General features: G+C 64.9%; 22 protein-coding genes. 8 read left to right on the forward strand and 14 right to left on the reverse strand.

What is annotated here, in order from left to right:
- Positions 1-90: 90 nt before the first annotated feature.
- The 4 genes from U5A52_RS17865 to U5A52_RS17880 form a co-directional block, all read right to left on the reverse strand.
- A complete protein-coding gene (locus U5A52_RS17865; protein WP_254340484.1) occupies positions 91-780 on the reverse strand; it encodes a FadR/GntR family transcriptional regulator in 690 nt (229 codons plus the stop codon).
- A gap of 181 nt (positions 781-961) precedes the next feature.
- Positions 962-1,876, reverse strand: coding sequence for an aldose epimerase (locus tag U5A52_RS17870; protein WP_321935661.1), 915 nt, complete (start codon positions 1,874-1,876; stop codon positions 962-964).
- Positions 1,877-1,913: 37 nt separating this feature from the next.
- Positions 1,914-2,876 carry an SMP-30/gluconolactonase/LRE family protein gene (locus tag U5A52_RS17875; RefSeq protein WP_415774018.1) on the reverse strand — a complete coding sequence of 321 codons (963 nt, stop codon included), beginning with the start codon at positions 2,874-2,876 and terminating at the stop codon, positions 1,914-1,916.
- A complete protein-coding gene (locus U5A52_RS17880) occupies positions 2,873-3,607 on the reverse strand; it encodes a ribonuclease activity regulator RraA (protein WP_158759609.1) in 735 nt (244 codons plus the stop codon). Before U5A52_RS17880 ends, U5A52_RS17875 begins: the two co-directional genes overlap by 4 nt.
- Positions 3,608-4,163: 556 nt before the next feature.
- Here U5A52_RS17880 and U5A52_RS17885 point away from each other — a divergent pair.
- From U5A52_RS17885 to U5A52_RS17900, 4 genes are all read left to right on the forward strand, one after another.
- Entirely contained in the window at positions 4,164-5,420 is a 1,257-nt protein-coding gene (locus tag U5A52_RS17885; protein ID WP_321910877.1) for an MFS transporter, read from the forward strand.
- Positions 5,421-5,489: 69 nt separating this feature from the next.
- Positions 5,490-6,314 (forward strand): NAD(P)-dependent oxidoreductase, encoded by an 825-nt coding sequence (locus U5A52_RS17890; protein WP_321935662.1) that lies wholly within the window; start codon positions 5,490-5,492, stop codon positions 6,312-6,314.
- Between the two features lie 271 nt (positions 6,315-6,585).
- Positions 6,586-7,959, forward strand: a complete 1,374-nt coding sequence (locus U5A52_RS17895; RefSeq protein ID WP_321935663.1) for an NHL repeat-containing protein — start codon at positions 6,586-6,588, stop codon at positions 7,957-7,959.
- A gap of 153 nt (positions 7,960-8,112) precedes the next feature.
- Positions 8,113-8,739, forward strand: coding sequence for a GNAT family N-acetyltransferase (locus U5A52_RS17900; protein ID WP_321935664.1), 627 nt, complete (start codon positions 8,113-8,115; stop codon positions 8,737-8,739).
- Between the two features lie 76 nt (positions 8,740-8,815).
- On the opposite strand, the gene U5A52_RS17905 is transcribed toward U5A52_RS17900, so the two are convergent.
- From U5A52_RS17905 to U5A52_RS17945, 9 genes are all read right to left on the reverse strand, one after another.
- Positions 8,816-10,006 carry an amidohydrolase family protein gene (locus tag U5A52_RS17905; RefSeq protein ID WP_321935665.1) on the reverse strand — a complete coding sequence of 397 codons (1,191 nt, stop codon included), beginning with the start codon at positions 10,004-10,006 and terminating at the stop codon, positions 8,816-8,818.
- Positions 10,007-10,275: 269 nt separating this feature from the next.
- Positions 10,276-11,484, reverse strand: coding sequence for a porin (locus U5A52_RS17910; RefSeq protein ID WP_321935666.1), 1,209 nt, complete (start codon positions 11,482-11,484; stop codon positions 10,276-10,278).
- 119 nt (positions 11,485-11,603) lie between these two features.
- The gene (gene araD / locus U5A52_RS17915; protein WP_158759603.1) at positions 11,604-13,355 is read right to left on the reverse strand and encodes an L-arabinonate dehydratase; all 1,752 of its coding nucleotides are present in this window, start codon (positions 13,353-13,355) and stop codon (positions 11,604-11,606) included.
- A 44-nt stretch (positions 13,356-13,399) separates the two neighbouring features.
- A complete protein-coding gene (locus tag U5A52_RS17920) occupies positions 13,400-14,326 on the reverse strand; it encodes an ABC transporter permease (RefSeq protein ID WP_321910738.1) in 927 nt (308 codons plus the stop codon).
- On the reverse strand, positions 14,326-15,207 hold the full coding sequence (locus U5A52_RS17925; protein ID WP_321910736.1) for a sugar ABC transporter permease: 882 nt from the start codon (positions 15,205-15,207) through the stop codon (positions 14,326-14,328). Before U5A52_RS17925 ends, U5A52_RS17920 begins: the two co-directional genes overlap by 1 nt.
- Complete coding sequence (locus tag U5A52_RS17930; RefSeq protein WP_321935667.1) at positions 15,204-16,283, reverse strand: ABC transporter ATP-binding protein; 1,080 nt, start codon at positions 16,281-16,283, stop codon at positions 15,204-15,206. Before U5A52_RS17930 ends, U5A52_RS17925 begins: the two co-directional genes overlap by 4 nt.
- Before the next feature lie 127 nt (positions 16,284-16,410).
- Positions 16,411-17,511 carry an ABC transporter substrate-binding protein gene (locus tag U5A52_RS17935; RefSeq protein WP_321935815.1) on the reverse strand — a complete coding sequence of 367 codons (1,101 nt, stop codon included), beginning with the start codon at positions 17,509-17,511 and terminating at the stop codon, positions 16,411-16,413.
- A 273-nt stretch (positions 17,512-17,784) separates the two neighbouring features.
- The gene (locus tag U5A52_RS17940; protein WP_321910733.1) at positions 17,785-19,365 is read right to left on the reverse strand and encodes an aldehyde dehydrogenase (NADP(+)); all 1,581 of its coding nucleotides are present in this window, start codon (positions 19,363-19,365) and stop codon (positions 17,785-17,787) included.
- Positions 19,366-19,397: 32 nt separating this feature from the next.
- A complete protein-coding gene (locus tag U5A52_RS17945; protein WP_321935669.1) occupies positions 19,398-20,345 on the reverse strand; it encodes a dihydrodipicolinate synthase family protein in 948 nt (315 codons plus the stop codon).
- Positions 20,346-20,655: 310 nt separating this feature from the next.
- On the opposite strand from U5A52_RS17945, the gene U5A52_RS17950 reads away from it, so the two are divergent.
- From U5A52_RS17950 to U5A52_RS17965, 4 genes are all read left to right on the forward strand, one after another.
- A complete protein-coding gene (locus tag U5A52_RS17950) occupies positions 20,656-21,405 on the forward strand; it encodes a gluconate 2-dehydrogenase subunit 3 family protein (protein WP_321935670.1) in 750 nt (249 codons plus the stop codon).
- Entirely contained in the window at positions 21,406-23,181 is a 1,776-nt protein-coding gene (locus U5A52_RS17955; RefSeq protein WP_321935671.1) for a GMC family oxidoreductase, read from the forward strand.
- Positions 23,182-23,189: 8 nt separating this feature from the next.
- On the forward strand, positions 23,190-24,536 hold the full coding sequence (locus U5A52_RS17960) for a c-type cytochrome (RefSeq protein WP_415774019.1): 1,347 nt from the start codon (positions 23,190-23,192) through the stop codon (positions 24,534-24,536).
- A 132-nt stretch (positions 24,537-24,668) separates the two neighbouring features.
- Positions 24,669-25,862: a porin gene (locus U5A52_RS17965; RefSeq protein ID WP_321935817.1), complete on the forward strand. Its 1,194-nt coding sequence runs from the start codon at positions 24,669-24,671 to the stop codon at positions 25,860-25,862.
- Between the two features lie 84 nt (positions 25,863-25,946).
- On the opposite strand, the gene U5A52_RS17970 is transcribed toward U5A52_RS17965, so the two are convergent.
- Complete coding sequence (locus tag U5A52_RS17970; RefSeq protein ID WP_321910728.1) at positions 25,947-26,165, reverse strand: hypothetical protein; 219 nt, start codon at positions 26,163-26,165, stop codon at positions 25,947-25,949.
- Positions 26,166-26,222: the final 57 nt, after the last annotated feature.

The following is a 26,222-nucleotide window of genomic DNA, read 5'->3' on the forward strand; positions in this document are numbered from 1 at the left end:
GTTCAGCCCAAGGGAAGCTGCGCGCGAGAGGAGAAGCGCGCGAGCGCGTACGGGCGGCACGCGCGCCGCCCTGACAAGCCGGCAAAAAGCTCAGGAGCCGAACATCCGGTTCACGGCGCGCTCGAGATGCGCGCGCATGGCGGTCGCTGCGCGCTCGGCGTCGCGCGCCTGAATGGCTTCGAGCACTTCGAGGTGTTCCTGCTGCACGAGGCGCTGCCGCTCGATCGACTTCACGAGCGAGAGGTTGCGCGACAGGTTCATGCTGAACACCATCTGTTCCTGGATGCCCGAGAGCGCCGTGATGAAGAACTGGTTCTTCGAGGCGCGCGCGACGGCCATATGGAACGCGAAGTCGTCCTTCGCGCCAATGCCCGAGGTCTCGATGATGGTCTGCAGGTTGTCCCACTCGCGCTGGATCGCGGCGATGTCTTCGTCTTCCGCCTTTTGCGCGGCGAGCGAGGCCGCCCCGGCTTCGACCACCACGCGGTATTCGTAGCAGCGGCGAATATCCGACAGCGTTTCGAGCGGCGCGAAGCGGCGCACGTCCGGATCGGGGCGCCGCATGACCGTCGTGCCCGAACCGTGGCGCGTGGCGATGATACCGTCCGCGCGCAGCTGGGCGAGCGCCTCGCGCACCGTGGGGCGCGAGGTCGCGAAGCGCTCCGCGAGCATGTGCTCGGTCGGCAGGCGCTCCCCTTCCTTGTACTCGCCTTCGATGATGCGATTGAGGATGTCGCTGTAAATCCGCGCCGGCATATTCGGCGCTTTCTGCTCAGACATGATCGGACGGTGCACTTTGGGTTGTCAGGAGTGTCGTCAATTGTAAGTCATATGGCGGGCCGATAGCGCTCTTGCGCCCCCGGCAAGCCCCGTTTTGCGGCTGTTTCAGCCCGCTCGGGCCCGTTGCGGCCCGCTTTACCACTTTGTGGCCAATTTACGGCCGGTCCCGCTTTTGCACTGCTTAGCCCTGCCGCAGCGCGCTCACACGGATGCGCAACTCCGCTTTCTGTGTCTGTCCCGGCTCCAGCCAGCGCAGGCCGAGCCCGGTATGCATCGCGTCGGGCAGGCCGAGCCACGGCTCGACGCAGTAGAAGTCCGAATCGGGCGCGAGCGTCCAGGTCGTCACCGCATACCACGACGCCGATCCGGGCCGCCGCAGATCGATTTCGATCGCGCGCTGTTGCGCCGGCATTTCGATACGCACCGGCACCTCCGGCTCGCCGTCGAGACAGTGAAAGCGGTCGATGATCTGCGCGTCGTCGAAGCGGTATTGCGTCGCGCCCGGCGCGGCTGCGGTCGTCGTGCCGTCCGGCAATTGACGCCGATGCACGTTGTGCGGCAGCGTGATCGTCGTGTCACCGCGCTGCGCGTGCGGCAGCGCGAAATAGAAGTGATGGCCCGCGTAGTACGGCATGCGGGCGTCGCCCGTGTTCGTCGTGGTCAGTTCCACGTCGAGCGTCGTTTCGTCGGCAAGGCGGTAGGCGGCCTCGAAGCGAAAACCGAACGGGTACATCACGCGCGTCGCCGCGCTGTCGCCAAGCGTCATGCGCACGGCGTCGCCTTGCGGCTCGATATGCGCCACGAACGGCAGATCACGTGCGAAGCCGTGCAGCGGAATCTCCCGCACGACGCCCTGCGCGTCGCGCCACCGGCCCACCTGACCATCCACCCACTGCCGCGCGATAAACGGAAACAGTAGCGGATTGCCGCCGCGGATCAGCCCCGGTTTGCTCCAGTCCGGCGCGTCGGGCCAATGGATGATGGGCGCGCCGCCGATCGTCCACGAAAGCAGACGCCCGCCTGCCTGCGGCGCGAGCAGCAGCCGCGAAGCGCCGCGCTCGAGTTCGACGACGTCCTGGTTCTGAAATTGCGGCATATCGTGTCGCTTAATCAGCAAAAGTCTGGGGCAAGGGTCAGGCAGCCGCGCGCAACGAGCCCGCGAAGTCCGGTTCGGGCAAACCGCGCACACCGGCGTCGATGGCGAACACGAGGCCATCCTGCTCGCCGGTTTGCGGCGGGCAGATCGTCGTGACGTAAAGCACGTCGAGATTCGCACCGCCAAACGCGCACATCGAAGGCTTCGCAACCGGCACGGCCACGCTGCGCTCGAGCCGCCCTTCGGGCGTGAAGCGCAGCAACCGGCCCGCGTCGTTCGCGCAGATCCAGTAGCAGCCGTCGGCGTCCACGGCCGCGCCGTCCGGGCGCCCCGTGTAGTCGTGCAGGTCGGCGAACACGCGGCGATTGGTGGGCACGCCGTCGTCGATGTCGTAGTCGAACGCCCAGATCAGGCGGCTCGACGCATGCGAATCGGAGAGATACATCGTGCGGCCGTCCGGCGACCATGCGAGGCCGTTCTGCGTGCACAGGCCTTCGACTACCGGCGCCGACAAGCCTTCTTGCGCCGTGTAGCGATAGAGCTTGCCCGCCGGGTTCGGCTCCGCCGCGTCCTGCACCATCGTGCCGGACCAGAACCGGCCCTGGCGGTCGCAGCGGCCGTCGTTGAAACGCATGCGCGCGGCCTCGTGCGCCACGCTCGCGAGCGGCCGCGCGCTCACCTCGCCTGCCCGCGCGTGCGTGGCCGGTTCGTGCAGCGTCACCGCGAAAAGTCCCGTCTCCAGCGCCGCGAGCACGCCGCCATCGCGCGCAAACGCAAAGCAGCCAATGCGCTCCGGCAGCGCCCACTCCGTGCGGTGCGCCGTATCGAGCACATAGCGCACCAGTGTTTGCGCGGGAATATCGACCCAGTAAAGCGCGCCTTCCTTAGCGCGCCACACGGGGCACTCGCCCACCGACGAGCGGCGCGCATCCTGCGCTTCAAGCGCACGCACTGGCGGTGTCGACACAGCGTCTGCCGTCACTTCCTGCTGCGTGCTCAACGCTGCTCCTTCTTCCAGGCTTCGTAGGCGGCAAGCGTGGCCTCGTTCGGCGGATAGGTGCCCGGCAGCGCCGCGCCCGCCTCGATGCGCTCGGTAATGAAGCGTTCGAGCGTTTCCTGCTCCGTGGCGTCGCGCGCGACTTCCTCGGCCAGATGGCGCGGAATCACGACCACGCCGTCCGCGTCGCCGACGATGATGTCGCCCGGAAACACGGCCACGCCGCCACAGCCGATCGGCACGTTCAGATCGACCGTGTGGTGCTTGCACAGATTGAGCGGCGCCGAGGCGCCCGCGCAGAACACCGGAATGCCGAGCGCCGCGATGGTCGCGCTGTCGCGCACCGGGCCGTCCGAGACCATGCCGGCCACGCCGCGCACCTTCATGCGCGTAGCGAGGATCGAGCCCATCGAGGCGGCGTCGGTCACGCCGCGGCAGTCCTGCACGAGCACCGCGCCCGCGGGCACGGTCTCGACGCCCTTGCGCTGCGGATGCTCGGGGTTCTGGAACGCGCTCAACTGATCGAGGTCCTCGCGCGCCGGGATGTTGCGCATCGTGAAGGCCGGGCCGACCAGGTTCGGCGCGCCGGGCGCCGGTGCGGCGAGCGGCTTCACGCCCTGCAGGAAGACATTGCGCAGGCCGCGCTTGAAGAGCTGCGTGGTGAGCGTGGCGTTGGAAACGTGGCGCAGTTGTTCGAGCGCGGCGTCGCTCACGGGGATGGCGGGGGAATTCATCGTGTCTCGTCCGTTGTCGTGTGTCGTGGGGCGCGTGGCGCGGGCGGCGGCTCGAAAAAAACTGTCGAGCGGATGGGTCGCATTGTTGTAATACAACACGGAAATTGTCAACCCGCCATTGCCCTGCGGCCCGCACGAGGATGTATGACGACCAGCCTTCGGACAGGCGCGAAATACATCGTAAAATTCGGCGCGCGCGACGGGAGACAACACGATCCAGGTCAAGAAACCCGCGCCCAGAAGCCTCCGCGGGCGTCCGACCCCGACTTCACACTAGGGAAACCCCCAGCACATCAATATTTGCTTTACAACTTTGCTCCAAATAGAATGATGTCTTACATGAAGGGCCCGATGCGCACCGGCACCGCCCTTCATCCCGGCCAGCGGGAGACCAGCAACGCGGCTACCAGGCTACCAACGGACGCCACGCACAGAAACACAGCCATTCGGGCTCACCTTCCGGCACAGCTTCACGCCAGAGCCCGCCAACAGCAGGAGACGAGCAGTGCAACGCAAGACAATCAAGGGGGTGCGGTGGTGGATCATCGGCCTCATCATGATCGGCACCATCTTCAACTACCTCGCGCGCAGCTCGCTCGCGGTGGCCGCCCCCACGCTGACTGAAACGCTTCACATGACCACGCAGCAGTACTCGTACGTGGTCACGGCTTTCCAGGCCTGCTATGCCCTCGCGCAGCCGGTCGCCGGTTTCGTGCTCGACTCCGTGGGCGTCAAGATCGGCTTCGCGATCTTCGCGTTCGGCTGGGCCATTGCCAATATGCTGCACGGCCTCGCCGGCAGCTGGCCCGCACTCGCAGTCTTCCGCGGCATGCTCGGCATGACCGAAGCCGCGATCTTCCCGGCCGGCATGAAGTCCATCAGCGCATGGTTCCCGGCCAAGGAGCGCTCGGTCGCGACCGGCTGGCTCAATACCGGCACCTCGATTGGCGCGATGCTCGCTCCGCCGCTCGTCGTGTGGTGCATTCTCAAGTTCAACTGGCAGTTCGCGTTCGTGCTGACCGGCGGCGTCGCGCTCATCTGGGTGGCGCTGTGGCTCGTGTTCTTCAAGATGCCCGCCGAACACCCGCGGCTCTCGCAGGAAGAAGCCGACTACATCCGCGAAGGCCAGACCGAAGCGCAGAAGTCGACCAAAGGCCGCCGCGCCTCGTTCAAGGAAGTGCTCAAGACGCGCCGCTTCTGGGGCATCGGCATTCCGCGCATGCTCGCGGAACCGGCATGGCAGACCTTCGGCGCGTGGATTCCGCTGTACATGGTCACTGTGCGCCACATGAACCTGAAGGAAATCGCGCTGTTCGCGTGGATCCCGTTCCTCGCCGCCGACCTCGGCTGCCTGGTGGGCGGTTACCTCGCACCGCTGTTCATCCGCTGGTTCGGCTGCTCGCTCATCACCTCGCGCAAGCTCGTCATCACGACCGGCGCGCTGCTGATGATCGGACCGGCCTGCGTGGGCCTCGTTGCGAGCCCGTACGCTGCCATCGCGCTCTTCTGCGTCGGCACGTTCGCACACCAGACCATTTCGGGCGCGTTGTTCACGCTGGCTTCGGACGTGTTCGGCCAGCACGAAGTCGCCACCGCCACGGGTCTCTCGGGCATGTTCGGCTACCTCGGCGCGACGGTGTTCTCGCTCATCGTCGGCATCGTGGCCAGTACCATCGGTTATAACCCGTTGTTCGTGTGCCTCATGCTGTTCGACATCATCGGCGCCTGCGTGGCATGGCGACTGATCTCGAACGAGCAGAACGACAACGCGGCCAACCCGGCGCTTCAGTCCTCGCATAAAGTGAAGGCCTGATCGCCCTGTTCACCGGCCGGCGCCCGAGAGGGTGCCGGCTTTCGGCATTTCTACCTGAGGACAATCACAGTGAAGAAAGTTGCATTGACCGGCGCAGCCGGCCAGCTCGGCACCGTGTTGCGCAAGGGCCTGCTCGAACGCGGCGTGAACCTGCGTTGCGCGGCCGGCTCGAAACCGCTTGAACCGCTCGTCGCGGGCGAAGACGTGATGCATGGCGACCTGCGCGACCCCGCCGTGGTCGACCGCCTGCTCGACGGCGTGGACGTGCTGATCCACATGGCCGGCACGAGCGTCGAGCGCCCGCTGCCCGAGATCATCGAAAACAACCTGCGCGGCCTCGTCGAAGTCTACGAAGGCATGCGCCGCCACGGCACGAAACGCATTTTGTTCGCGAGCTCGAATCACGCGATCGGCATGTACCCCGTGGAAGAAAAGCTCACGCTCGACTGCGCGTTCCGCCCGGACGGCTTCTACGGTCTTTCCAAGGCATGGGGCGAATCGCTCGCGCGCCTGTACTGGGACAAGCACGGCATCGAGACCGTGAACGTGCGCATTGGCAGCTGCCTGCCGAAGCCCACGGAGTTCCGTCAATTGAGCACGTGGTTTGGCCACGAGGACCTGTTCCATCTCGTCGATCGCGTGATCAACGTGGATGAGATCGGCTTTGCCGTGGTGTGGGGCGTGTCGAACAACACGCGCAGCTACTGGATTCAGGAAGGCGCGAACGACGACGCGAAGCGCCTCGGCTATGAGCCGAAGCAGAACTCGGAAGACTGGGCCGCTGAAATTCTCGCGCAAAAGAATCCGCTCGACGCCACGGCGCAGCGCTATCAAGGCGGCAGTTTCGCCAGCTTCGATTTCACGCCGGTGGACAAGCGCGGCAAGCATTCGTGAAACGCCGCTTCTCCGGTGTTTGCGTTTTGGCGCCCCATGCGGGCGCTTTTTTTTGGTTCTTCGCGGATTTTCGGGGAGACCGCGTCAACGGGAACGATTCCGACTCAAGAAATTGCGCTGCTGCGCCGTTAGTCAGAGAATCACGCCGCGATCGGCAAGCGTCGCGGGAACTGCGTCGACACATGACTGGAAACAGCGAACGCTCGTCGACAGCGCACGCCCTCGGCGACCTTATCGGGTACACCCAACATATAACAACGCATCCAACCCTGTGATCAACCCTGCAACTTCAACGTCGCGCGCAACGGCCGCCTCTTCCGTCTTGTGCCTGCTGCTTGCCGCCTGCGGCGGGGGCGGTTCGACTGCCTCAAAAACAGGTTCCTCGGCGGCAGCCCCTGTGACTGCCTCCTATACCATCGGCGGTTCCGTTAGCGGCCTGTCCTCGAACGCAAAGCTGACTCTGCTGGACAACGGAACCGATCTGCTGATGCTGGCTGCTTCCGGCGCCTTCACCTTCACCGCGCCGGTCGCCTTGAACGCTGCCTACGCCGTGACTGTCGGCACGCAGCCTCTCTGGCAATATTGCGCGGTGAGCAACGGCAGCGGAACCGCGACAGCCAATGTGTCCAACGTGGACATCGTGTGCGCGACGGCTCTAGCCGATGTCGCGACATTCGCGGGTTCCGGCGCGCACGGCTCGGCCAACGGCATAGGCGCCGCTGCTTCGTTTGATTTACCTGACGACGTCGCGGTGGACACCGCGGGCAACGTTTATGTGGCGGACACAGGAAACAATCTGATCCGCAAGATCACGCCCGAAGGGAACGTCACCACGCTTGCCGGGTCAGGCGCCGCAGGCGCGGCCGACGGCACGGGTGCAGCGGCTTCGTTCAATGGTCCTAACGGCCTCGCGGTTGATGCTGGGGGCAACGTGTATGTCGCCGATACGTTCAACCATGAGATCCGCAAGATCACGCCTGCGGGTGTCGTCACCACCCTCGCGGGGTCTACAACTGCGGGCTCGGCCGACGGCACGAGCACGGCCGCTTCGTTCAACTCCCCGTTTGGGGTGGCGGTGGATACGGGCGGCAACGTCTTTGTCGCGGACACCGTCAATAACGAGATCCGCAAGGTCACCTCCGCTGGCGTCGTCACGACCATCGCGGGATCGCCAACTGCAGGTTCGGCAGACGGCGTGGGTGCCGCTGCATCGTTCAACACGCCGTTTGGGTTGGCGGTCGATAGAAGCGGCAACATCTATGTCGCGGATTCCTCGAACAACGAGATCCGCAAAGTCACGGCATCAGGCGTCGTCACAACGTTTGCCGGAAGCACGACTGCCGGCGCGGCAGACGGTAACGGCACCGCTGCGTCATTCCACCTGCCGTACAAGGTGACGTTCGATGCGAGCGGCAACCTGTACGTTGGCGACACCATGAACTATGCGATTCGCCACATTACGCCCACCGGCGACGTCGCGACGATCGCAGGTTCGGGATCGCGCGGCTCAGCTAACGGCATTGGAACCGCTGCCTCGTTTGCTGGCCCGACCGGCGTGGCCGTCGATGCGAACGGCAATCTCTACGTCAGCGACTACAGCAACAGCGAAATTCGCCTCCTCACGCCAGCGGCCGCAGCCAAGTAGCGAATCGTTGGCCAGGCCGGGTTCCGTTCTCGAGAAGCGGTTTGGCGACTTCCGGACGTATTCGTCCACGGTATGCGCGCGTGGACGACTCGGCCCGTCAACGGAAAGTGCGCATCAGGCTAGCACTGTCGTATCGGTGATTGATTTACAGGCTTGGCGCAGCTTTCGCGAATTTTCGTTGATGAGCCTGGTATTGTGAGTTTTACTATTCCAACGTTGCCGGTGGAATACGCCGACGTCGTGACCGACCCCAAAAGCACGCCCGCGCGAGGTGTTGCCGTGCCCCCCTCTGAGTTCACAATCAGATGCCTACAGCGAGACGAATGGCGTTTATTGAAGGCGCTTCGTTTGAGGGCGCTTGCTTGCGACCCTCAGTCTTACTGGGAGAGTGTGGAAGACGCCAGCGCTCGCGACGACGCGTACTGGAATACCTGCGCCGGCATAGTCACGACGCCGGCGGGGTCCCGAATGTTCCTCGTCGAGCATCCTGAAAGCGTTGCCGCATTCGTTTTCGGCATTAAAAAGGACGATGACGCATATAGCGTCGGGGGCCTTTGGGTCGATCCGGTTCACCGACGAAAAGGATTGGGCAGCTTGCTGGTGCAACAGGTCGTCACATGGGCAAGAGCAGATTCGCATGCTGCGAGAATCCGTCTCTGGTGCCATACAGGACCGCCGCTATCGTTCTATCAGCGAAACGGCTTTCAATCTTTGGACAGATTACGGACCAACGACCTGGATGGCCGCCAGATAGTTGAGATGGAGTGGCGCGGCATTTGATGGTTCTGCGCGCCATCGTCGATCACGCAACCGTGCTCGATCTGCCCATCGACATACTGAACGTCCTGCCGCTTGTTCACACGGTCAACTCGCCGTCACGCACGACGACGCGTCCGTTCGCGACGACAAGCTTGCGCTTTGGCCGCGCGACGACGGCATGCGCAACGCTCTCCGCCTCCACGACCACGAGGTCCGCACGCGCGCCCGCGCGCAGGCCATAGTCGGAGAAACCGCAGCCACGCGCGGCGGCATCGCTCACGCAATCGAATGCGATCGCGATATCGTCGTCGCGCCGCAAGTCGTAGCGCAGGCCGATCAACATGGCGCGCTCGAGCATGTCGGGCACGCCATATGGCGACCACGTGTCGCGAATGCCGTCGTTGCCGCCAAACACCGTCACGCCCTTTTCGCGGCACAGTTTGAGCGGCGGCACCGGGCACGAAGGCGGCGCGCTCGTGAGCAAGGCCACGCGCAGTTGCGCGATGCGCTCGATCAATGCGTCGCGCTCGCGCTCCGGCAACGCGCCCAGACAAAATGCGTGGCTCACGACAACCTGACCTTGCATGCCGAGCGCCTGCACGCGATCGAGCAGCAATTTAAGCGTGAACGCCCCAACCTCGCCGGGCTCGTGAAGATGAATATCGATCGGCTTGCGATGGCGCTCCGCCAGTTCGAACGTGGCGTTCAGCGAGGCGACGGGATCGCCGTCGATCAGCGCCGGGTCGAGCGCGCCGAGCACGTCGGCGCCGGCCGCCAGTGCGCTGTCGAGCAGTTCGACCGTACCCGGCCGGATCAGCATGCCCGACTGCGGAAACGCGACGATCTGCATGTCGAGGACATCGCGCATGGTGTGCCGCGTGGCGAGCACGCCTTCGAGATAACGCAAGCGCGCGTCGGTGTCGATATCGACATGGGTTCGCATGCGCGTCGTGCCCGCCTGCACGAATGCGCGCGACAGTGCGAGCGACTGCGCAGCGGCATCGTGGCCCGACGTCTTGCGCCATTCGCGCTCGTTGGAGATGCGATCGGTGAGCAGCGGCCCGACCTCGTTGCGATACCACGGGCGGCCCCAGTTGCTCTTGTCGAGGTGCGTGTGGCCTTCGACGAAACCCGGCAAGAGCAAGGCCGCGCCGCCGTCCACGACCGGCACGCCCGGCTGGGCCGCGACGTGCGGTCCGATTGCCTCGATGCGGCCGTTGGCGAGCGCGACGCAAACGCGCTGGCCATCGGCGAGGCGAACGTTGGAGAGATGAAGTGAGGAAGTCATGAATGTCGTGCCGATTCTACGGAGCCAGTACGGAGCCAGGAAAGCGGGTGCCCAGTGTGCGCTGAATTGCGCTGATCGCGACGAAGACGGTTAGCCAATAGCGAAGTTTCATGTGGCTCCAGCATATCTCGTCTTGACTTATGACGCAGCGGGCGGCCAGCAGCGTCAATGAGCGGCGCGGCTGTGCAGCGACCCACCCCACAAAAAAAACGGCGGAGCCGGGCAAACCCGGCACCGCCGAAGATACTGCTTTCGGAGCGTGAAAAGACTTAGAAGCGGTGAACGATACCGATCGCACCCGCAACCTGGCTGCGCGACGAGGACGGCGCGCTGTTCTGGCCGTCGCCGATGTCGGCCGTCGCGTTGATGATGCTGCTTGCGCCGGTCGCGCTAGGCGTGCCGAGTGTCTGGCCACCCGCGCGCTGGTACGCTTCGACGAAATAGATACCCGTGCGCTTCGAGAGCGTGTAGTACTGCGACATGTTGTACTGCGCGTACGAAGCGGCGCTCTGGATGCCGTTGGCCTTGGTCGCGCGCGTGTACGAGAAACCGGCCGCGAGGTCGAGCACGGTGATCGGCTTGTAGTGCAGCACGACGCCGCCCGTGTTCCAGATCTGCGTGTCGCCGAAGTGCGAATTCACGCCCGGGATGTACTGAACGTTCGAGTAGGCCACCGAAATGTCCCACTGCGAGCTGAACTGGTAGCCGGCCGTCACGGCGAGGCGTTGTTGCGTCTGCGCCCACTGGAAGCCGTTGGTGAGCGCCGAAACGCCCGGCTCGCCGGCGCTGTTCGCCGTCGAGTTCGCATCCCACGGGCCGCCGCCGTTCGCCGCGTTGCTCAGGCGCTCGAAGCCCACTGCGATGCCTGCCGGACCATGCAGATACTGCGCGGCCAAGCTCCACGACTGGCCTGCACCGGTCGCGCCCGCCACACCGCCCAGCGCGTACATGCCGCTCACGGTCAGGCCCGCGATGTTCGGCGACGTATAGACCAGCGAGTTGTTGATGCGATAGATCGTGTCCATCGAGTCGATATCGCCCGGGTGCGCGCCGTATGCGCCGGTCAGCCACGTGGTCGGGCTGTACGGCGAGAGCAGCGTGTAGTACGGCGCGTACTGGCGGCCAGCCGTCAGCGTGCCGTAGTTGGCGTTCGCGACGCCGATCCACGACGCGCGGCTGAACATCAGGCCCGAGGTCGATTGCGCACCGGTTGCCGAGTTGTAGCCCTCTTCGAGCTGGAAGATCGCGCGCGTGCCGCCGCCCAGATCTTCGCTACCCTTGAAGCCGAAACGCGAGCCGGCCCACACGCCCTGCACCATCTTGACAACGGAAGCGCCGCCGGCGTTGCTGCCGAGCTTCGCCGAGCTGCTCTGATAACCAATACCGGTATCGACGATACCGTACAGCGTGACGCTGCTTTGCGCGTGTGCGCCCAGCGCCGCGAGTCCAAGCGCGGAAGCGAGGATAGTTTTTTTCATCGGTAGTCCTATCTTTAGTCGTTGTGGTTTGATACTCGTTAAAACCCTGGTTGCTACATTACCTCCTGTCCAGCAGGGAGCGCGACACCCCTGAAGCGCTCCTTGCCGAATGTGTCTCCTTAGTGAATCTCGGGTTCGCCGCCCGCGCTGGCGCACGCGCCGCCCACGCCGTCACGCTGCATGAAGTCGAATTCGCAGCCGTTGTTGGCCTGCATCACGTGCATCTGGTACATCGCGCCATAGCCGCGCTTGAAGCGCGGTTCCGGCGCGACCCACGCGGCCTTGCGGCGCGCCATCTCTTCGTCGGAGATCAGCACGTTCAGGCGGCGCTCCGGCACGTTCAGCTCGATCAGGTCGCCGTCCTGCACGAGTGCGAGCGGACCGCCGATAAACGACTCCGGCGCCACGTGCAGCACGCACGCGCCGTAGCTCGTGCCGCTCATGCGGGCGTCGGAAATACGCAACATGTCGCGCACGCCCTTCTGCAGAATTTTTTGCGGAATCGGCAGCTGGCCCCACTCGGGCATGCCCGGCGCGCCCACCGGACCCGCGTGCTGGAGCACGATCACGCTGTTCTCGTCGCAGTCGAGATCTTCGCTGTCGATACGCGCGGCCATGTCGTTGTAGTCCTTGAACACGACCGCCTTGCCCGTATGCACGTGCAGGTGCTTTTCCGCTGCGCCCGGCTTGATCACCGCGCCGTCCGGCGCGAGGTTGCCGCGCAGCACGGCGAGACCCGTATCCGGCATGAGCGGCTTCGCACGGCGATAGATCACCTCTTCGCTGTAGATTTCGGCGTCGGCAATGTTCTCGCCAAGCGTCTTGCCGTTCACGGTCATCTGCGTGCCGTCGATCAGGTCGCCCAGTTCCTTGAGCATCGCGCGCAGGCCGCCAGCATAGTAGAAGTCCTCCATGAGGTACTTGCCGGTCGGGCGGATATTCGCGAGCACCGGCGTGTGGCGTGCGATTTCGTCGTACTGCGCGAGCGTGAGATCGACACCGGCGCGGCGCGCGAGCGCGATCATGTGCACGATCGCGTTGGTCGAACCCGAGAGCGCGAGACACGTGGTCACGGCGTTATCGACCGACTTGCGCGTGATGATGTCCGAAGGCTTCAGGTCTTCCCACACCATTTCGACGATACGCATGCCCGTTTTCGCGGACATCTGCGCATGGCGCGAGTCCGGCGCGGGGATCGAGGCGAAGCCAGGCAGCGTGAAGCCGAGCGCTTCCGCGGCGCTTGTCATCGTCGACGCCGTGCCCATCGTCATGCAGTGGCCCGGCGAGCGTGCGATGCCGCCTTCCACGCCCTTCCAGTCTTCTTCCGTGATCTTGCCCGCGCGCAGGTCGGCCCAGTACTTCCAGGTGTCCGAGCCCGAGCCGAGCGTCACGCCGTTCCAGTTGCCGTTGAGCATCGGGCCCGCGGGCAGGAAGATCGTGGGCAGGTCCATCGAGATCGCGCCCATCAGCAGTGCGGGCGTGGTCTTGTCGCAGCCGCCCATCAGCACGACGCCGTCGGCCGGGTACGAGCGGATCGTCTCTTCCGCTTCCATGGCGAGGAAGTTGCGGTAGAGCATCGTGGTGGGCTTCTGGAACGGCTCGGAGAGCGTTTGCACCGGCAGCTCGATCGGGAAACCGCCCGCTTGCCAGATGCCGCGCTTGACCTCTTCCACGCGCTGCTTGAAGTGCGTATGGCAAGGGTTGATCTCGCTCCACGTATTGAGGATCGCGATCACCGGTTTGCCCGCGTACTCTTCGCGGCTGTAGCCCATCTGCGCGGTGCGCGAGCGGTGGCCGAACGACCGCAGGTCGTTCACGCCATACCAGCGGTGGCTGCGCAGTTCTTCGGGGGTCTTTCGCTTCTTGCTCATCTTGCGTTGCTCCAGGTGTTTCCAGTAAAGCCGCCGGCACTGGCCTAGCGTTGCTCCTTCACGCGCGACACGAGCTGTGTCGGGCTGACGAACTGCAGGGCGACCAGCACCCACGCAAGCGTGATGGCCATATAGATCATCGCCATGGCGTCGATGGATTGCGGCGCACGCACGCCCGTCGAAAAGACGGCGTAGTACAGCGCAACCACCAGCGTTTGCGTGTCGGGTCCGGCGGTAAAGAAAGTGAGTTCAAACATGCCGATCGTGCGCACGAGCACGAGCAGCCCCGCCGCCAGCATCCCGGGCACGAGAAGCGGCAGCAATACATAACGGAAATAGCGCAGCGTGTTTGCGCCGAAAATGCGCGCGGCCGATTCCAGATTCGGATCGATCTGCTCGATGAACGGCGTCATCACGAGGATCACGAACGGCAGCGCGGGCACCAGGTTCGCGAGGATCACGCCGGGCAGCGTGCCCGCGAGGCCGACCTGGTACATGGCGGTCGCCATCGGAATGCCGTACGTGACGGGCGGCACCATGAGCGGCAGCAGGAACACGAGCATGGCCATGCGCTTGCCGGGAAACTGCGCGCGTGCCAAAGCGTACGCGGCGGGCACGCCCAGCGCGATGGAGAGCAGCACGACCGAGCCCACCACTTCGAACGTCACCCACAGCACGCTCGAAAGCTGGAAGTCGCGCCACGCCTGCGCATACCAGTGCAGCGTGAAGCCTTGCGGCAACGGCGTGCCGAACCAGCGCGTGGCGATCGAGTTCACGCCCACGGTGGCGATGAGCAGCACCACGTTGAGCAGGAAGAACACCACGCCGCCCCAGATGAACACTTTCCAGAGCACATCGGGCAGGCGCGAAGCGGGCTTTGCCGGCGCGGCATTGGCGGCGGGCGTGGCACGTTCCTCGCCCACCTGCGCACCCGAACCGAGGCCGGCCGCGTTACGTTGATGTGCGGTCATCAGCCTTTCCCTCCACTCACCGGGCCGGAGTAGAAGAAGCGCTTCGCGCTCAACATCGCGGCCACGACGACCAGCTGCACGAAGCCCATCACGATGGCGATGGTCGAGGCGAGCGAGTAGTCATAGCTCTCGAACGCCGCTTCGGAAGCCGCAATGGAGATCACGCGCGTAGGGCCGGCCGGCGCACCGAGCAGCACCGCCGAAGGGAACACCGAATACGCCTGCACGAACGAAAGGCACGCGGCCATCGTGAGACCGGGCGCGAGCAGCGGCAAATAGATCTGGCGGAACTGCTGCCACGGGCCCGCGCCGAGCGTTGCCGCCGCGCGCGCGAGCGTCGGGTCGATGCCGGTGACGTAGGAGAGCGTGAGCAGAAACGCGAACGGGAAACCCGAAACGATCAGCGAGATCAGCACGCCCCAGTAGTTGTGCGTGAGGCGGATCTCTTCGCTCGTGTACAGATGCAGCGCGTGCAGCGCCTGCGGGAACCAGCCGTTCGGGCCGAAGTAGCTGAGCATGCCGTCGGCGATCAGCACCGTGCCGAGCGTGACGGGAATCACGAGCAGCGTGGTCACGAGCTTCTGGTACGGCGACTTGCGGCGCAGCGCAAAGGCCACCGGCAGCGAAAGCCCGACGTTGATGAGGGTCGCGGGCACCGCCAGCTTGAGCGTGACGAAAACCGTGGGCCACAGCGCGAGGTCGTGAATGAACTGCAGATAATTCGCGAACATGCCGCCGCCGTTCATCGGCTTGAACGACAGCACGAGACCGTAGGCGAACGGATAGAGGAACATCGCGATGATGAAGCCGAGCGCAGGCGTGATGAGCCAGCCGCGCGAATCGCGCGGCGCCCGGGTCAACGACGCAATGAGCGTGCTCACGACGCACGCTCCGCATAGGCCAGCACGTGCGAAGGCGCAACGCGCAGCGTGGCGCGCTCGCCCGCTGCGAATTCGCCTTCCACGCGCGCCCACAACTTGCCGAACGGCGCGTTGGCGAGCAGCAGCGAATCGCGGCCGCCGTACTCGACCATTTCCACTTCCACCTCGAACGCGTTGGCGTCGCCCGCGTTCGCGCGCTCGAAATCTTCGGGACGCATGGCCACCGAGATCTCGCCGCCGTTCAGTTCGCCCATCGGCACGCCAGTGAGCGTGATGCCCGACGACGACATCGCGATATGGTCGCCCTGCTCGCCCGTAATCGCAAACGGCAGCACGTTGCGAAAGCCCATGAAGCGCGCCACATGCAAATTCGACGGCCGGCTATAGACTTCCTTCGGCGTCGCCACCTGCTGCACGGCGCCCTCTTTCATCACGACGATGCGGTCCGCCATCGAAAGCGCTTCGTCCTGATCGTGCGTCACGTAGATGGTGGCGCGTTCGAGCTGGCCGTGAATGCGGCGGATTTCCGCGCGCATTTCAATGCGCAGCTTGGTGTCGAGGTTCGAAAGCGGCTCGTCCATGAGCACGAGCGGTGGCTCGATCACGATAGCGCGGGCAATCGCCACGCGCTGCTGCTGGCCGCCCGAAAGCTGGCCGGGCAGCTTGTTTTCATGACCGACGAGTTGCACGAGCTGCAGTGCCTCGCGCGCGCGGCGCTTTGCCTCTTCGCGCGGCACGCCCTGCATCTTCAGGCCGAAGCCGACGTTTTCCAGCACCGTCATGTGCGGGAACAACGCGTAGTTCTGGAACACCATGCCGAAGCCGCGCTTCTCGGGCGGCAGCACGTCGATACGCAGGTCGTCCAGCCAGATGCTGCCGCTCGTGAGCGGTTGCAGACCGGCAATGCAATTGAGCGCCGTGGATTTCCCGCAGCCCGAAGGGCCGAGCAGCGCGATGAATTCGCCGCGGCGAATGTCGAGGTCGAGATCACGCAGCGCGGCGAGCTGCGTCCCCTCCGCGTTGGTGAAGCTACGGCATACCGAGTCGAGGCGCAGACGATCGAAAGAATGCTTCATGACACGTTCCTGACCAACAAGACTATGAGATCAACCTGCGTGAGCAGGGATCGAGGACGGCGCTCGCCAGGCGAAACGACACAAGCACCGTCCGTCCATTGCTGAGTCTTCCTCTTCCGTCCTCTCGTTACTGCGACTTCTGCGAACCGACTTCGCGGTCCCATTTCTGGAACGCGGCGACCATGGCCTGGGCCGAAAGCGGCTGGACATGCGGATAAGCCGTGAGCCACTTCGCGTATTCGGGGCGGCCGTACTTCGCGATCACGTCCTGGCTTTCCTTCGGCGCCATTTGCAACGTGACGTCCTTCACCGCGGGGCCCGGGTAGAAGTAGCCGTCGTCATACGTCATGGCCTGCTGCTGCGGCTCGAGCATGAAGTTCATGAGCTTGAGCAGCACGGCGAGCTTCTCCTTCGACACGCCCTTCGGCACGACCATGAAGTGGGCATCGTTCACCCACGTCATGTTGTTGAACGCCTGCACCTTGAATTCGGCCGGCACGATGCCGAGCGCGCGCGGGTTGATGTCCCAGCCCGTCACGGTCACCGTCATGTCGCGCGTACCCTCGCCCAGTTCCTTCATCACCGCCGAGGTGCCGCCCGGGTAGTAGGGCACACACGAGTTCAATTCCTTGAGGAACGCCCAGGTCTTGTCCCAGCCGTTGATCGGATCTTGCGGGTTCTTGTCGCCGAGCAGATACGGCAGGCCCATCAGGAACGTGCGGCCCGGGCCCGAGTTGGCCGGACGCGCATAGATCAGCTTGCCGGGGTTCGCCTTGCACCACGCCAGCAGTTCCTGCGGCGTTTGCGGCGGCTTGGCGACCTTGGCCGGGTTGTATTCGATCAGCGGACCGGCCGGCATGTACGACACTTCGAGGCCATAGCCTTGCGCGAGGTCCTGCATCTTGCGTGGGCCCGGCGCGTACTTGTCGAGCACGCCCGGCAGCGCTGCCTGCTGATCCGGCAGCAGCTTCATCCACAAATTCTGTTCGATGCCGGCGGCGAGCGCGTCGGTGCCCGTCAGCACGAGATCGATGTCGGCGCGGCCGGCGGCCTGCATTGCCTTGATCTTGCCAGGCAACTGCGGCGCGGGCGCGTTGGTGTAAGTGATATTGGAGACGAGGTTCGGGTTCTTCGCCTTGAACGCTTCGAAGGCCTTCTGCGTGAGCTGCAGGTTACCGGCCACGTCGACAATGTTCAGGGAAACGGGATCGGCCTTGGCCGCGCTCATGCCGAGCGCCGTGGCGGCCGCCACACACACGGCCAGCACGCTGGCCTTCAAGCGTCCATCGAACATCGCATCTCCTCACACTTGTTATGGAATTTGTTCTAACGCGGCCATTTTTTGTATTGCCCAAGCCGGACACAGGATGCCGAACCACGCACCAAGTTGTCAAGCAACGTCAGGCTCTTTGTGAGACTACTGTGAGCCTCTTGTCGGCATCCGTTTGGAGAAAGCGCCTGCAAAGCTTCTGCAGGCGCTTTCCCGACCGCCTTCGCGGGATTACTGCTTCACCAGCTCGCCGTCGCGCAAACGCCACAGCGCGAGCGGATTGTCGTTCTGCAGTGTGACCGGCAGAAGTTCAGCCGGCAGGTCCTGATAGCAGACCGGACGCAGGAAACGCTCGATCGCCATCGCGCCCACCGAAGTCGTGCGCGCGTCCGAGGTGGCCGGGAACGGGCCGCCGTGAACCATCGCGTACGAGACTTCGACGCCCGTCGGGAAACCGTTCGCGAGAATGCGGCCGGCCTTGCGCTCGAGAATCGGCATCAGGCGCGCAGCCATTGCGTAGTCGTCGCGGTCGATGTGCAGGGTCGCCGTGAGCTGGCCTTCGAGGTGCTCCGCCACGCGCGCGAGTTCGGCTTCGTCGCGGCACGCCACGACCACCGAAGTCGGCCCGAAGATTTCGTCCGACAACGCGTGCTGCGCGAGGAATTGCTCGGCGCTCGCTTTGAAGAGCACCGGCAGCGCGTCGCAATGCGCGTCCGTCTTCGTGCCTTCGGCCAGGTTCTCGATGCCGGGCAATTGCTTGCGCGCGGCAACGGCTTCGCCATACGTCGAGGCGATGCCCGCCGTCAGCATGCTTTGCGAGGGCTTCTGCGTGAGCGCGGCGCTTGCCGCCTTCACGAAGCGGTCGAGTTCCGGCGAGTCGATCGCGAGCACGAGGCCCGGGTTCGTGCAGAACTGGCCCACGCCCATCGTGAGCGAATCGACGAAGCCTTGCGCGAGCGCTTCGCCGCGCGCGGCCAGCGCCGCGGGCAGCACGAACATCGGGTTGATGCTGCTCATTTCGGCGTAGACCGGAATCGGCTCGGGGCGCGCGGCCGCGATATGCGAAAGCGCGAGACCGCCGCGGCGCGAACCCGTGAAGCCCACCGCCTTGATGGCCGGATGCGCCACGAGCGTTTCGCCCGCTTCATTGCCGCCGCCGAAGACGAGCGAAAACACGCCTTCGGGCAGACCGACGTCAGCCACGGCCTGCTGGATCGCGCGGCCCACGAGTTCCGAGGTGCCGGGGTGTGCCAGGTGCGCCTTCACGACGACCGGGCAGCCGGCGGCCAGCGCCGAAGCCGTATCGCCGCCCGCCACCGAGAACGCCAGCGGGAAGTTGCTCGCGCCGAAGACGGCCACGGGGCCGACCGGGATGCGATGCGCGCGCAGGTCCGAGCGCGGCAGCGGCTTGCGCTCAGGCAGCGCCGAGTCGAGCACGGCGCCGCACCAGCGACCGTCACGCACGAGCGATGCGAAAAGACGCAGTTGGCCAACCGTGCGGCCACGCTCGCCTTCGAGGCGCGCCTTGGGCAGCGCCGATTCGAGATGCGCGCGCTCGATCAGCGCGTCGCCAATGCCGAGAATGCGTTCGGCGATCGCTTCGAGCAGGCGCGCACGCGTTTCGTGCGGGGCTGCGCGGAAGGCGTCGAACGCCTGCGCCGCGAGTTCGCAAGCGCGCGCGACTTCGGTCTTACCGCCGAGGCCGAACGACGGCTCGATCTCCTGACCGAGCGCCGGCGCGAAGGCGCGCATCTCGCCCGCCTCGCCGCGCACCGCTTGCGCGCCCAGCAGCATGGCTCCAGTAATCTGCATGTTCGCTCCGTTCAATTGCTTTTCGCCGCCGCTTACGCGTTGGCCGTCTGGGCCGAAGCGGCCAGCTTCTGCTCGAATGCGAGCAGCGCCTTGGCAGCCTCGCCGATCGCCGGCAGTGCTTCAGCAGGCGACTGCGAGAGCAGCGGCAGGATCGGACCCATGTCGGCGATGCCCGAGAGCGTCACGGCGTCATGCAGCACGCGGATCAGCGAGATGTCGTCGCGCAGCGTTTCGAGCGGCATGAAGGCATCGTAGAGGCGTTGCGCTTCTTCCGCACGGCCTTCCTTCGCGGCCTTCAAGAGCGCCATGATGGTGTTCGAAGCGATACAGCCCGAGCCCGTGGTCCAGGCGGCCAGACCGAAGTCGCGCACGTGAACGAGCGCCGGGCGCTCGCCCATGCCCGAGACGACCTTCGAAGCCGGCACGCTTTGCAGCAGGCGGCGCAGATACGGGTCGTTCGCCGGGTCCTGGCGCACGATGGCGTACTTGACGGCGATGAGCGTGCCGCGGTCGATCAGGCGCACGAGCGTGTCCACGTCGACATAGTCTTCGCTCTTGATATAGAGCGTGAGCGGAATGCCTGCGGTGTCGGCGATGCGCGTGAGGCCCGCTTCCACGCCTGCGGGCGTGGTGAAGCCGGACAGCGGCAGCACCATGGCCGTCTTGTACGACGTTTGCGCGAGGATGCGCGCCTGGTCGAGCATCTTGCCGTAGTCGGGACCGATGGCCGGGATCACGCGCGTTTCGGGCGCGGTGAGGTCGGCGAGCATGTCAAGCAACTCACGGAATTCGCTCACGGCGACGTGGTACAGGTTCGCATTGCCGCCGTACAGCAGCGTGCGAATGCCGCCCGCTTCCATATGGCGGATCAGCTTGCCGTTCTGTTCAACGTCGAGGGAGAAGTCGGGGCGGCGTGCGAGCGGCGGCACTGCCATCACAGTCGAGGCGAATTCGCTCTCGACAATCGGGGACACGTTCATGAGGCCTCGTGCTGGGATGGAGGGTTGTCAATACCGTGCACAGTAGCATCGGCCCGCCTTAGTTGTCAAACAACTTGTTGCATTTGTTAGGGTTTGTTCGGAGAGCCCCGTTGCAGGGCCCGCCCCGCCCCTGCGCGGCCGGTACAGGCCCCGTAAAGGAATATTGTAGAATCGCGTCCCAATCGTGGAACCGGTTCCATTTAACATCTGCGTTCCTTGGCCGTCGCGGTGGCATGTCACGCGCAGCGGGCAAGATCGCTACGCGGACACGATCGAATCACGCCGCGCCGAACTCATACAGAATCCCACAATGTCTGAATCTCCTCTCACGACACGCCGCGGCTTCCTACGCACGGCAGCGGTGCTCGTGCCGGCCAGCGCCCTGGCGGGCTGCGAGGGCGGCAAAGCGCCGTCGGGCGCAACCGCCACGGCGGGCAGCGCCGCCTCTGCGCCGAACGCAGCGCCTCAAGCCGGGCAGGCCGCCGCCTACAAGCCGCGCTTCTTCGACGCGCGCGAGTGGGCCTTTGTCGAAGCCGCCGCAGACCGCCTGATTCCCGCCGATTCCGAAGGCCCCGGCGCGCTGGAAGCCGGCGTGCCCGAATTCATCGACCGGCAGATGGAGACGCCCTACGCGCACGGCGCGCTCTGGTACATGCAGGGGCCGTTCCAGCAAGGCGTGCCCGAACTCGGCTACCAGTTGAAGCTCGTGCCGCGCGACATCTACCGGCTCGGCATCCAGGCCGTGAACGCGTACTGCACGAAGGCGTACGGCAAGGACTTCGACGCGCTCGACGCCAGCACGCGCGACAGCGTGCTCGGCGCGCTCGAAGCGGGCAAGGTCGAACTGGACGGCGTGCCGGCTTCCGTGTTCTTCGGCCAGTTGCTGCAGAACACGCGCGAAGGCTACTTCTGCGACCCGATCCACGGCGGCAACCGCGACATGGCCGCGTGGAAGATGATCGGCTTCCCCGGCGCGCGCGCCGACTTCATGGATTTCGTCAACCAGAACGGCAAGCCTTACCCGTACGGCCCGGTCTCGATCAACGGAGAGCGTACGTAAATGGCGATCAAGAAACCTCACGTCGATGCCGTGGTTGTCGGCTTCGGCTGGACCGGCGCGATCCTCTCGAAGGAACTGACGGAAGCGGGCCTCACCGTGGTCGCGCTCGAGCGCGGCGAGTATCGCGACACCTACCCGGACGGCGCGTACCCCAACACCATCGACGAACTCACGTACAACATCCGCAAGAAGCTCTTCCTCGACCTTTCGAAGACCACCGTCTCGATCCGCCACGGTGTGAACGACACCGCGCTGCCCTACCGCCAGCTCGCCGCGTTCCTGCCTGGCGAAGGCGTGGGCGGCGCGGGCCTGCACTGGTCGGGCGTGCATTTCCGCATCACGCCCGAAGAGCTGCGCCTGAAGAGCCACTACGAGGAGCGCTACGGCAAGAAGTTCATCCCCGAAGGCATGACGATCCAGGACTACGGCGTGAGCTACGACGAACTGGAGCCGCACTTCGACTTCGCGGAGAAGGTATTCGGCACCTCGGGCCAGGCGTACAAGGTCAAAGGCAATGTGGTTGGCGACGGCAACGTGTTCGAAGCCGCGCGCAGCGACAACTTCCCGTTGCCTGCGCAACTGAATACGTATTCGGCGCAGCGCTTCTTCGACGCCTCGAAGTCGCTCGGCCTGCATCCGTACCGGCTGCCTTCGGCCAACACGTCGGGGCCGTACACGAACCCGTATGGCGTGCAGATGGGCCCGTGCAACTTCTGCGGCTATTGCAGCGGTTACGCGTGCTACATGTATTCGAAGGCTTCGCCGAATCTCAACATTCTGCCCGCGCTCAAGCAGGAAAAGCACTTCGAATTGCGCTCGAAGTGCCACGTGCTGCGCGTGGAACTCGACGGCACGAAAAAGCGCGCCACCGGCGTGACCTACATCGATCCGGCAGGCCAGGAAGTGTTCCAACCCGCCGACCTCGTGATCGTCTCGGCGTTCCAGTATCACAACGTACACCTGCTGCTGCTCTCGGGCATCGGCAAGCCTTATGACCCGGTCTCGGGCGAGGGCGTGGTGGGCCGCAACTTCGCGTACCAGAACCTCTCGACCATCACGGCGTTCTTTGACAAGGACACCTGGACGAATCCGTTCATCGGCGCGGGCGGCAACGGCGTGGCCGTGGACGACTTCAATGCCGACAACTTCGACCACGGGCCGCTCGGCTTCGTGGGCGGCTCGCCGCTGTGGGTGAACCAGGCGGGCGTGAAGCCGATCAGCGGCATCGCCACGCCCGCGGGCACACCGAACTGGGGCGCCGGGTGGAAGAAGGCAGTGAAGGACCACTACGCGCACACCATTTCGATGGATGCGCACGGCTCCAACATGTCGTACCGCGACGTGTACCTCGACCTCGACCCGACCTATCGCGACGCGTACGGCCAGCCGCTGTTGCGCATGACCTTCGACTGGAAGGACAACGACATCAAGATGGCGCAGTACGTGACGGGCCAGATGCAAAAGATTGCCGAGGCGATGGGCCCGAAGGCCATCAACGTGTACACGCGCGAATTCGGCGCGCACTTCGACTCGCGCCGCTACCAGACCACCCACCTCGTGGGTGGGGCCGTGATGGGCAACGACCCCAACACCAGCGTCATCAACCGTTATCTGCAGAGCTGGGACGTGCACAACGTGTTCGTGATGGGCGCCTCCGCGTTCCCGCAGGGGATCGGCTACAACCCGACCGGCCTCGTCGCCGCCCTCGCCTACTGGAGCGCGAAAGCCATTCGCAACCAGTATCTGAAGAACCCCGGTCCGCTGGTGAGCGTGTGAAGAGCCGCATGAAGAAGAATCTTTTCTCCGCGCGGGCGAACGTTGCACGCGCAATGGTATCGGGTGCGGCTGTCGCGGCGTTCGCATCATTCGCGGCGCACGCGGCCGAACTGCCGAACGCTGCGCTCGTCGCGCATGGCGAATACCTTGCGCGCGCTGGCGACTGCATTGCCTGCCACACCGCACAGGGCGGCAAGCCGTTCGCGGGCGGCCTGAAGTTCGACACGCCCATCGGGGCGATCTACTCGACCAACATCACGCCCGACGCGAACACCGGCATCGGCAAGTGGCGCTACGACGACTTCGCCAAAGCCTTGCGCGAAGGCGTGCGGCCGAACGGCGAAACGCTTTACCCCGCGATGCCCTACCCCTCTTACGCACGCCTGAGCGACGACGACATGAAGGCGCTTTACGCGTACTTCATGCGTGGCGTCGGGCCCGTACACGTGCAGAACCGCGCCGTGGACATTCCCTGGCCGCTCTCGATGCGCTGGCCGCTCGGCGCCTGGCGCATGCTGTTCGCACCGAAGGTGCAGGCGTTCGACGGCGCGCACTACAACGATGCGATCGTCGCGCGCGGCGCGTATCTCGTGCAGGGCCTCGGCCACTGCGGCGCGTGCCACACGCCGCGCGCAAGCACGATGCAGGAACTCGCGCTCACCGATCTTGAAGGCGACGACTTCCTCGCAGGCGGCGGCCCGATCGACGGCTGGGTGCCTTCGAGCCTGCGCGGCAATCCGCGCACGGGCTTAGGCAGCTGGAGCGAGGACGACATCGTGCAGTTCCTCAAGTCCGGGCGCAATCTGCATACCGCCGCGTTCGGCGGCATGACCGACGTGGTTCAGCACAGCATGCAGCACATGAACGACGCGGACCTGCTCGCCATCGCGCGCTACCTGAAGACGCTGCCCACGAGCGACCCGAAGGAGACGTCGTACGCCTACGATCCCGCCGCCGCGAACAAGCTGCAAAACGGCGATGCGAGCGCACGCGGCGCGGCGGTCTATCGCGACAACTGCATGGCCTGCCACCGCAGCGACGGACGCGGCTACACGCGCGTGTTCCCGGCACTCGGCGGCAACCCGGTCGTGCAGGGTAAGGACCCCACTTCGCTGATTCACGTGCTGCTCGCAGGCAGCGCGCTCGAAGGCACGAAATCCGCGCCCTCGTCGTTCACGATGCCGCCGTTCGGCTGGCGTCTGTCCGACCAGGAAGTGGCCGACGTGTCCACCTTCGTGCGCACGAGCTGGGGCAACGCCGGCGCGCCAGTGAGCGCCGAAGACGTCGCGAAGGTCCGCAAGACCGTCACCGTGAGCACGCCGGAATCACCGCCCGGCGCAACGCTCAAGCGCTAACGCACTTAGCGCCGCCCCCTTTTCCTCCCCCGCGTTTCGCGCTTGCGGTCTCGTCTACGAGGCCGCGAGCGCGTGCGCGCAAAACCAGAAAATCGCTCACGAGGCGATCTATAGACGTTGAAACAACAAATGATGAGAAAACACCTGCTCGCCGCACCAGTCTTGTTCTCGCTGGCCGGCGTCGCGCTGGCGCAAGGTTCGGTCACGCTCTATGGCATTGCCGACGCCGGCATCACGTATCGCAGCAACGAGCGTACGGGCACCACGGGCGCGTACACGGGCCATTCGAACGTGGCGCTCTCCACCGGCAATCTCTCGGGCAGCCGCTGGGGCATCAAGGGCAAGGAGGATCTGGGCAACGGGCTCGCGGCCATCTTCCTGCTCGAAGACGGCTTCGACATCACGAACGGCACCTCGGGCCAAAGCGGGCGCCTGTTCGGCCGCCAGGCCTTCGTGGGGCTCGCGGACCAGCGCTACGGCTCGCTCACCATGGGCCGCCAGTACACCTCGCTCGACGACTTCGTCGGGCCGGTCGCGCCCGTGAACTTCATCGGCGGATTCGGCGCGCATCCGGGCGACATCGACGACCTCGACCAGACCACGCGCGTGGACAACTCGATCAAGTACACGAGCGCGAATTATGCGGGCTTCACGTTCGGCGCGCTGTACGGATTTGGCGGCCAGCCTGGCAGCATGAAGCGCAAGAACACGTGGAGCGTGGGCGCGGGATATGCGAACGGACCGCTGCGCATGGGCGTGGGCTATGAGCGCTCGGACAACAGCAAGACCGGCCTCGACGATCCCACCTACGGCAAGTGGCAGGGCACGTACGACGGCACCTTCAACTCGTCAATCAACGAAGGCTATGCGAGCGCGCAATCGCAGCAGGTCGTGGCGGCAGGCGCGACGTGGGACTTCGGCCCGGCCATAGTCGGCGTGAACTACAGCAACGTGCAGTACCGCTCGGGCGCGAATTCGCTGTTCTCGGGCAACGCGATCTTCAATATCGCGGGTATTTTCACGCAGTGGAACGTGCAGCCGCGCACCCATTTGTTCGCGGGCTACAGCTACACCCGTGGCAGCGCCGTGGAAGGCGTGGATGAGGACGCGCAGTACCACAACGTTTCGGTAGGCGCGACTTACGATCTTTCGACGCGCTCGACGGTGTATCTGCTCGCGGGCTACCAGCATGCATCGGGCATGACGCTCGACGCCGCCGGCAATCCGGTCGCGGCGACGGCTTCGGTGTCCGACAAAGGCAACGGTCACTCGTCGGCCACGCAGTCGCAAGCCATCGTGAGCGTGGGCTTGCGTCAGAAGTTCTAAGCAAACTTCGACTTCGTTGCCGATGCAACGAAGCTGCGGGCGCTCATGGCGTGAGCGCCCGCTTTTTTTCAGCGGCGCTGCCGTTCAGTGCAGCACCTCGGGCCGGTCCAGCAGGCCGTAGAACTCGTCGATCGTCACGGTAGGCGCGAACTGCGAAAGCGTGGCGGCGATCACATCGTCGCAAATTGCCGATCCTGCCGCCGATTCGAACTGAACCCCGGCCGCGGCGGCCTGGCTTTCGGCCAGTTCGAGGGCGATCGACAGGATGAAGCGTGCGTCGGTCTGGGTGAGTAGGGTTTTCATGCATGCTCTAACGGCGCACGCGCGGGGAATCTTTAGGGTTTTGTGGGGTTTCGTGAG

Source organism: Paraburkholderia sp. J8-2, assembly GCF_905220195.1.
In the GTDB taxonomy this organism is placed as follows: Bacteria; Pseudomonadota; Gammaproteobacteria; order Burkholderiales; family Burkholderiaceae; genus Paraburkholderia.

What these genes read in the sequence shown, in the direction of transcription:
- U5A52_RS17865 (WP_254340484.1), bottom strand. Translation starts at nt 780, where the DNA reads ATGTCTGAGCAGAAAGCGCCGAATATGCCGGCGCGGATTTACAGCGAC.
- U5A52_RS17930 (WP_321935667.1), bottom strand. Translation starts at nt 16,283, where the DNA reads ATGAAGCATTCTTTCGATCGTCTGCGCCTCGACTCGGTATGCCGTAGC.
- U5A52_RS17870 (WP_321935661.1), bottom strand. Translation starts at nt 1,876, where the DNA reads ATGCCGCAATTTCAGAACCAGGACGTCGTCGAACTCGAGCGCGGCGCT.
- U5A52_RS17910 (WP_321935666.1), bottom strand. Translation starts at nt 11,484, where the DNA reads ATGAAAAAAACTATCCTCGCTTCCGCGCTTGGACTCGCGGCGCTGGGC.
- U5A52_RS17945 (WP_321935669.1), bottom strand. Translation starts at nt 20,345, where the DNA reads ATGAACGTGTCCCCGATTGTCGAGAGCGAATTCGCCTCGACTGTGATG.
- U5A52_RS17905 (WP_321935665.1), bottom strand. Translation starts at nt 10,006, where the DNA reads ATGACTTCCTCACTTCATCTCTCCAACGTTCGCCTCGCCGATGGCCAG.
- U5A52_RS17960 (WP_415774019.1), top strand. Translation starts at nt 23,190, where the DNA reads ATGAAGAAGAATCTTTTCTCCGCGCGGGCGAACGTTGCACGCGCAATG.
- araD (WP_158759603.1), bottom strand. Translation starts at nt 13,355, where the DNA reads ATGAGCAAGAAGCGAAAGACCCCCGAAGAACTGCGCAGCCACCGCTGG.
- U5A52_RS17970 (WP_321910728.1), bottom strand. Translation starts at nt 26,165, where the DNA reads ATGAAAACCCTACTCACCCAGACCGACGCACGCTTCATCCTGTCGATC.
- U5A52_RS17940 (WP_321910733.1), bottom strand. Translation starts at nt 19,365, where the DNA reads ATGCAGATTACTGGAGCCATGCTGCTGGGCGCGCAAGCGGTGCGCGGC.
- U5A52_RS17950 (WP_321935670.1), top strand. Translation starts at nt 20,656, where the DNA reads ATGTCTGAATCTCCTCTCACGACACGCCGCGGCTTCCTACGCACGGCA.
- U5A52_RS17965 (WP_321935817.1), top strand. Translation starts at nt 24,669, where the DNA reads ATGAGAAAACACCTGCTCGCCGCACCAGTCTTGTTCTCGCTGGCCGGC.
- U5A52_RS17920 (WP_321910738.1), bottom strand. Translation starts at nt 14,326, where the DNA reads ATGACCGCACATCAACGTAACGCGGCCGGCCTCGGTTCGGGTGCGCAG.
- U5A52_RS17880 (WP_158759609.1), bottom strand. Translation starts at nt 3,607, where the DNA reads ATGAATTCCCCCGCCATCCCCGTGAGCGACGCCGCGCTCGAACAACTG.
- U5A52_RS17935 (WP_321935815.1), bottom strand. Translation starts at nt 17,511, where the DNA reads ATGAGCGCGGCCAAGGCCGATCCCGTTTCCCTGAACATTGTCGACGTG.
- U5A52_RS17885 (WP_321910877.1), top strand. Translation starts at nt 4,164, where the DNA reads ATGATCGGCACCATCTTCAACTACCTCGCGCGCAGCTCGCTCGCGGTG.
- U5A52_RS17955 (WP_321935671.1), top strand. Translation starts at nt 21,406, where the DNA reads ATGGCGATCAAGAAACCTCACGTCGATGCCGTGGTTGTCGGCTTCGGC.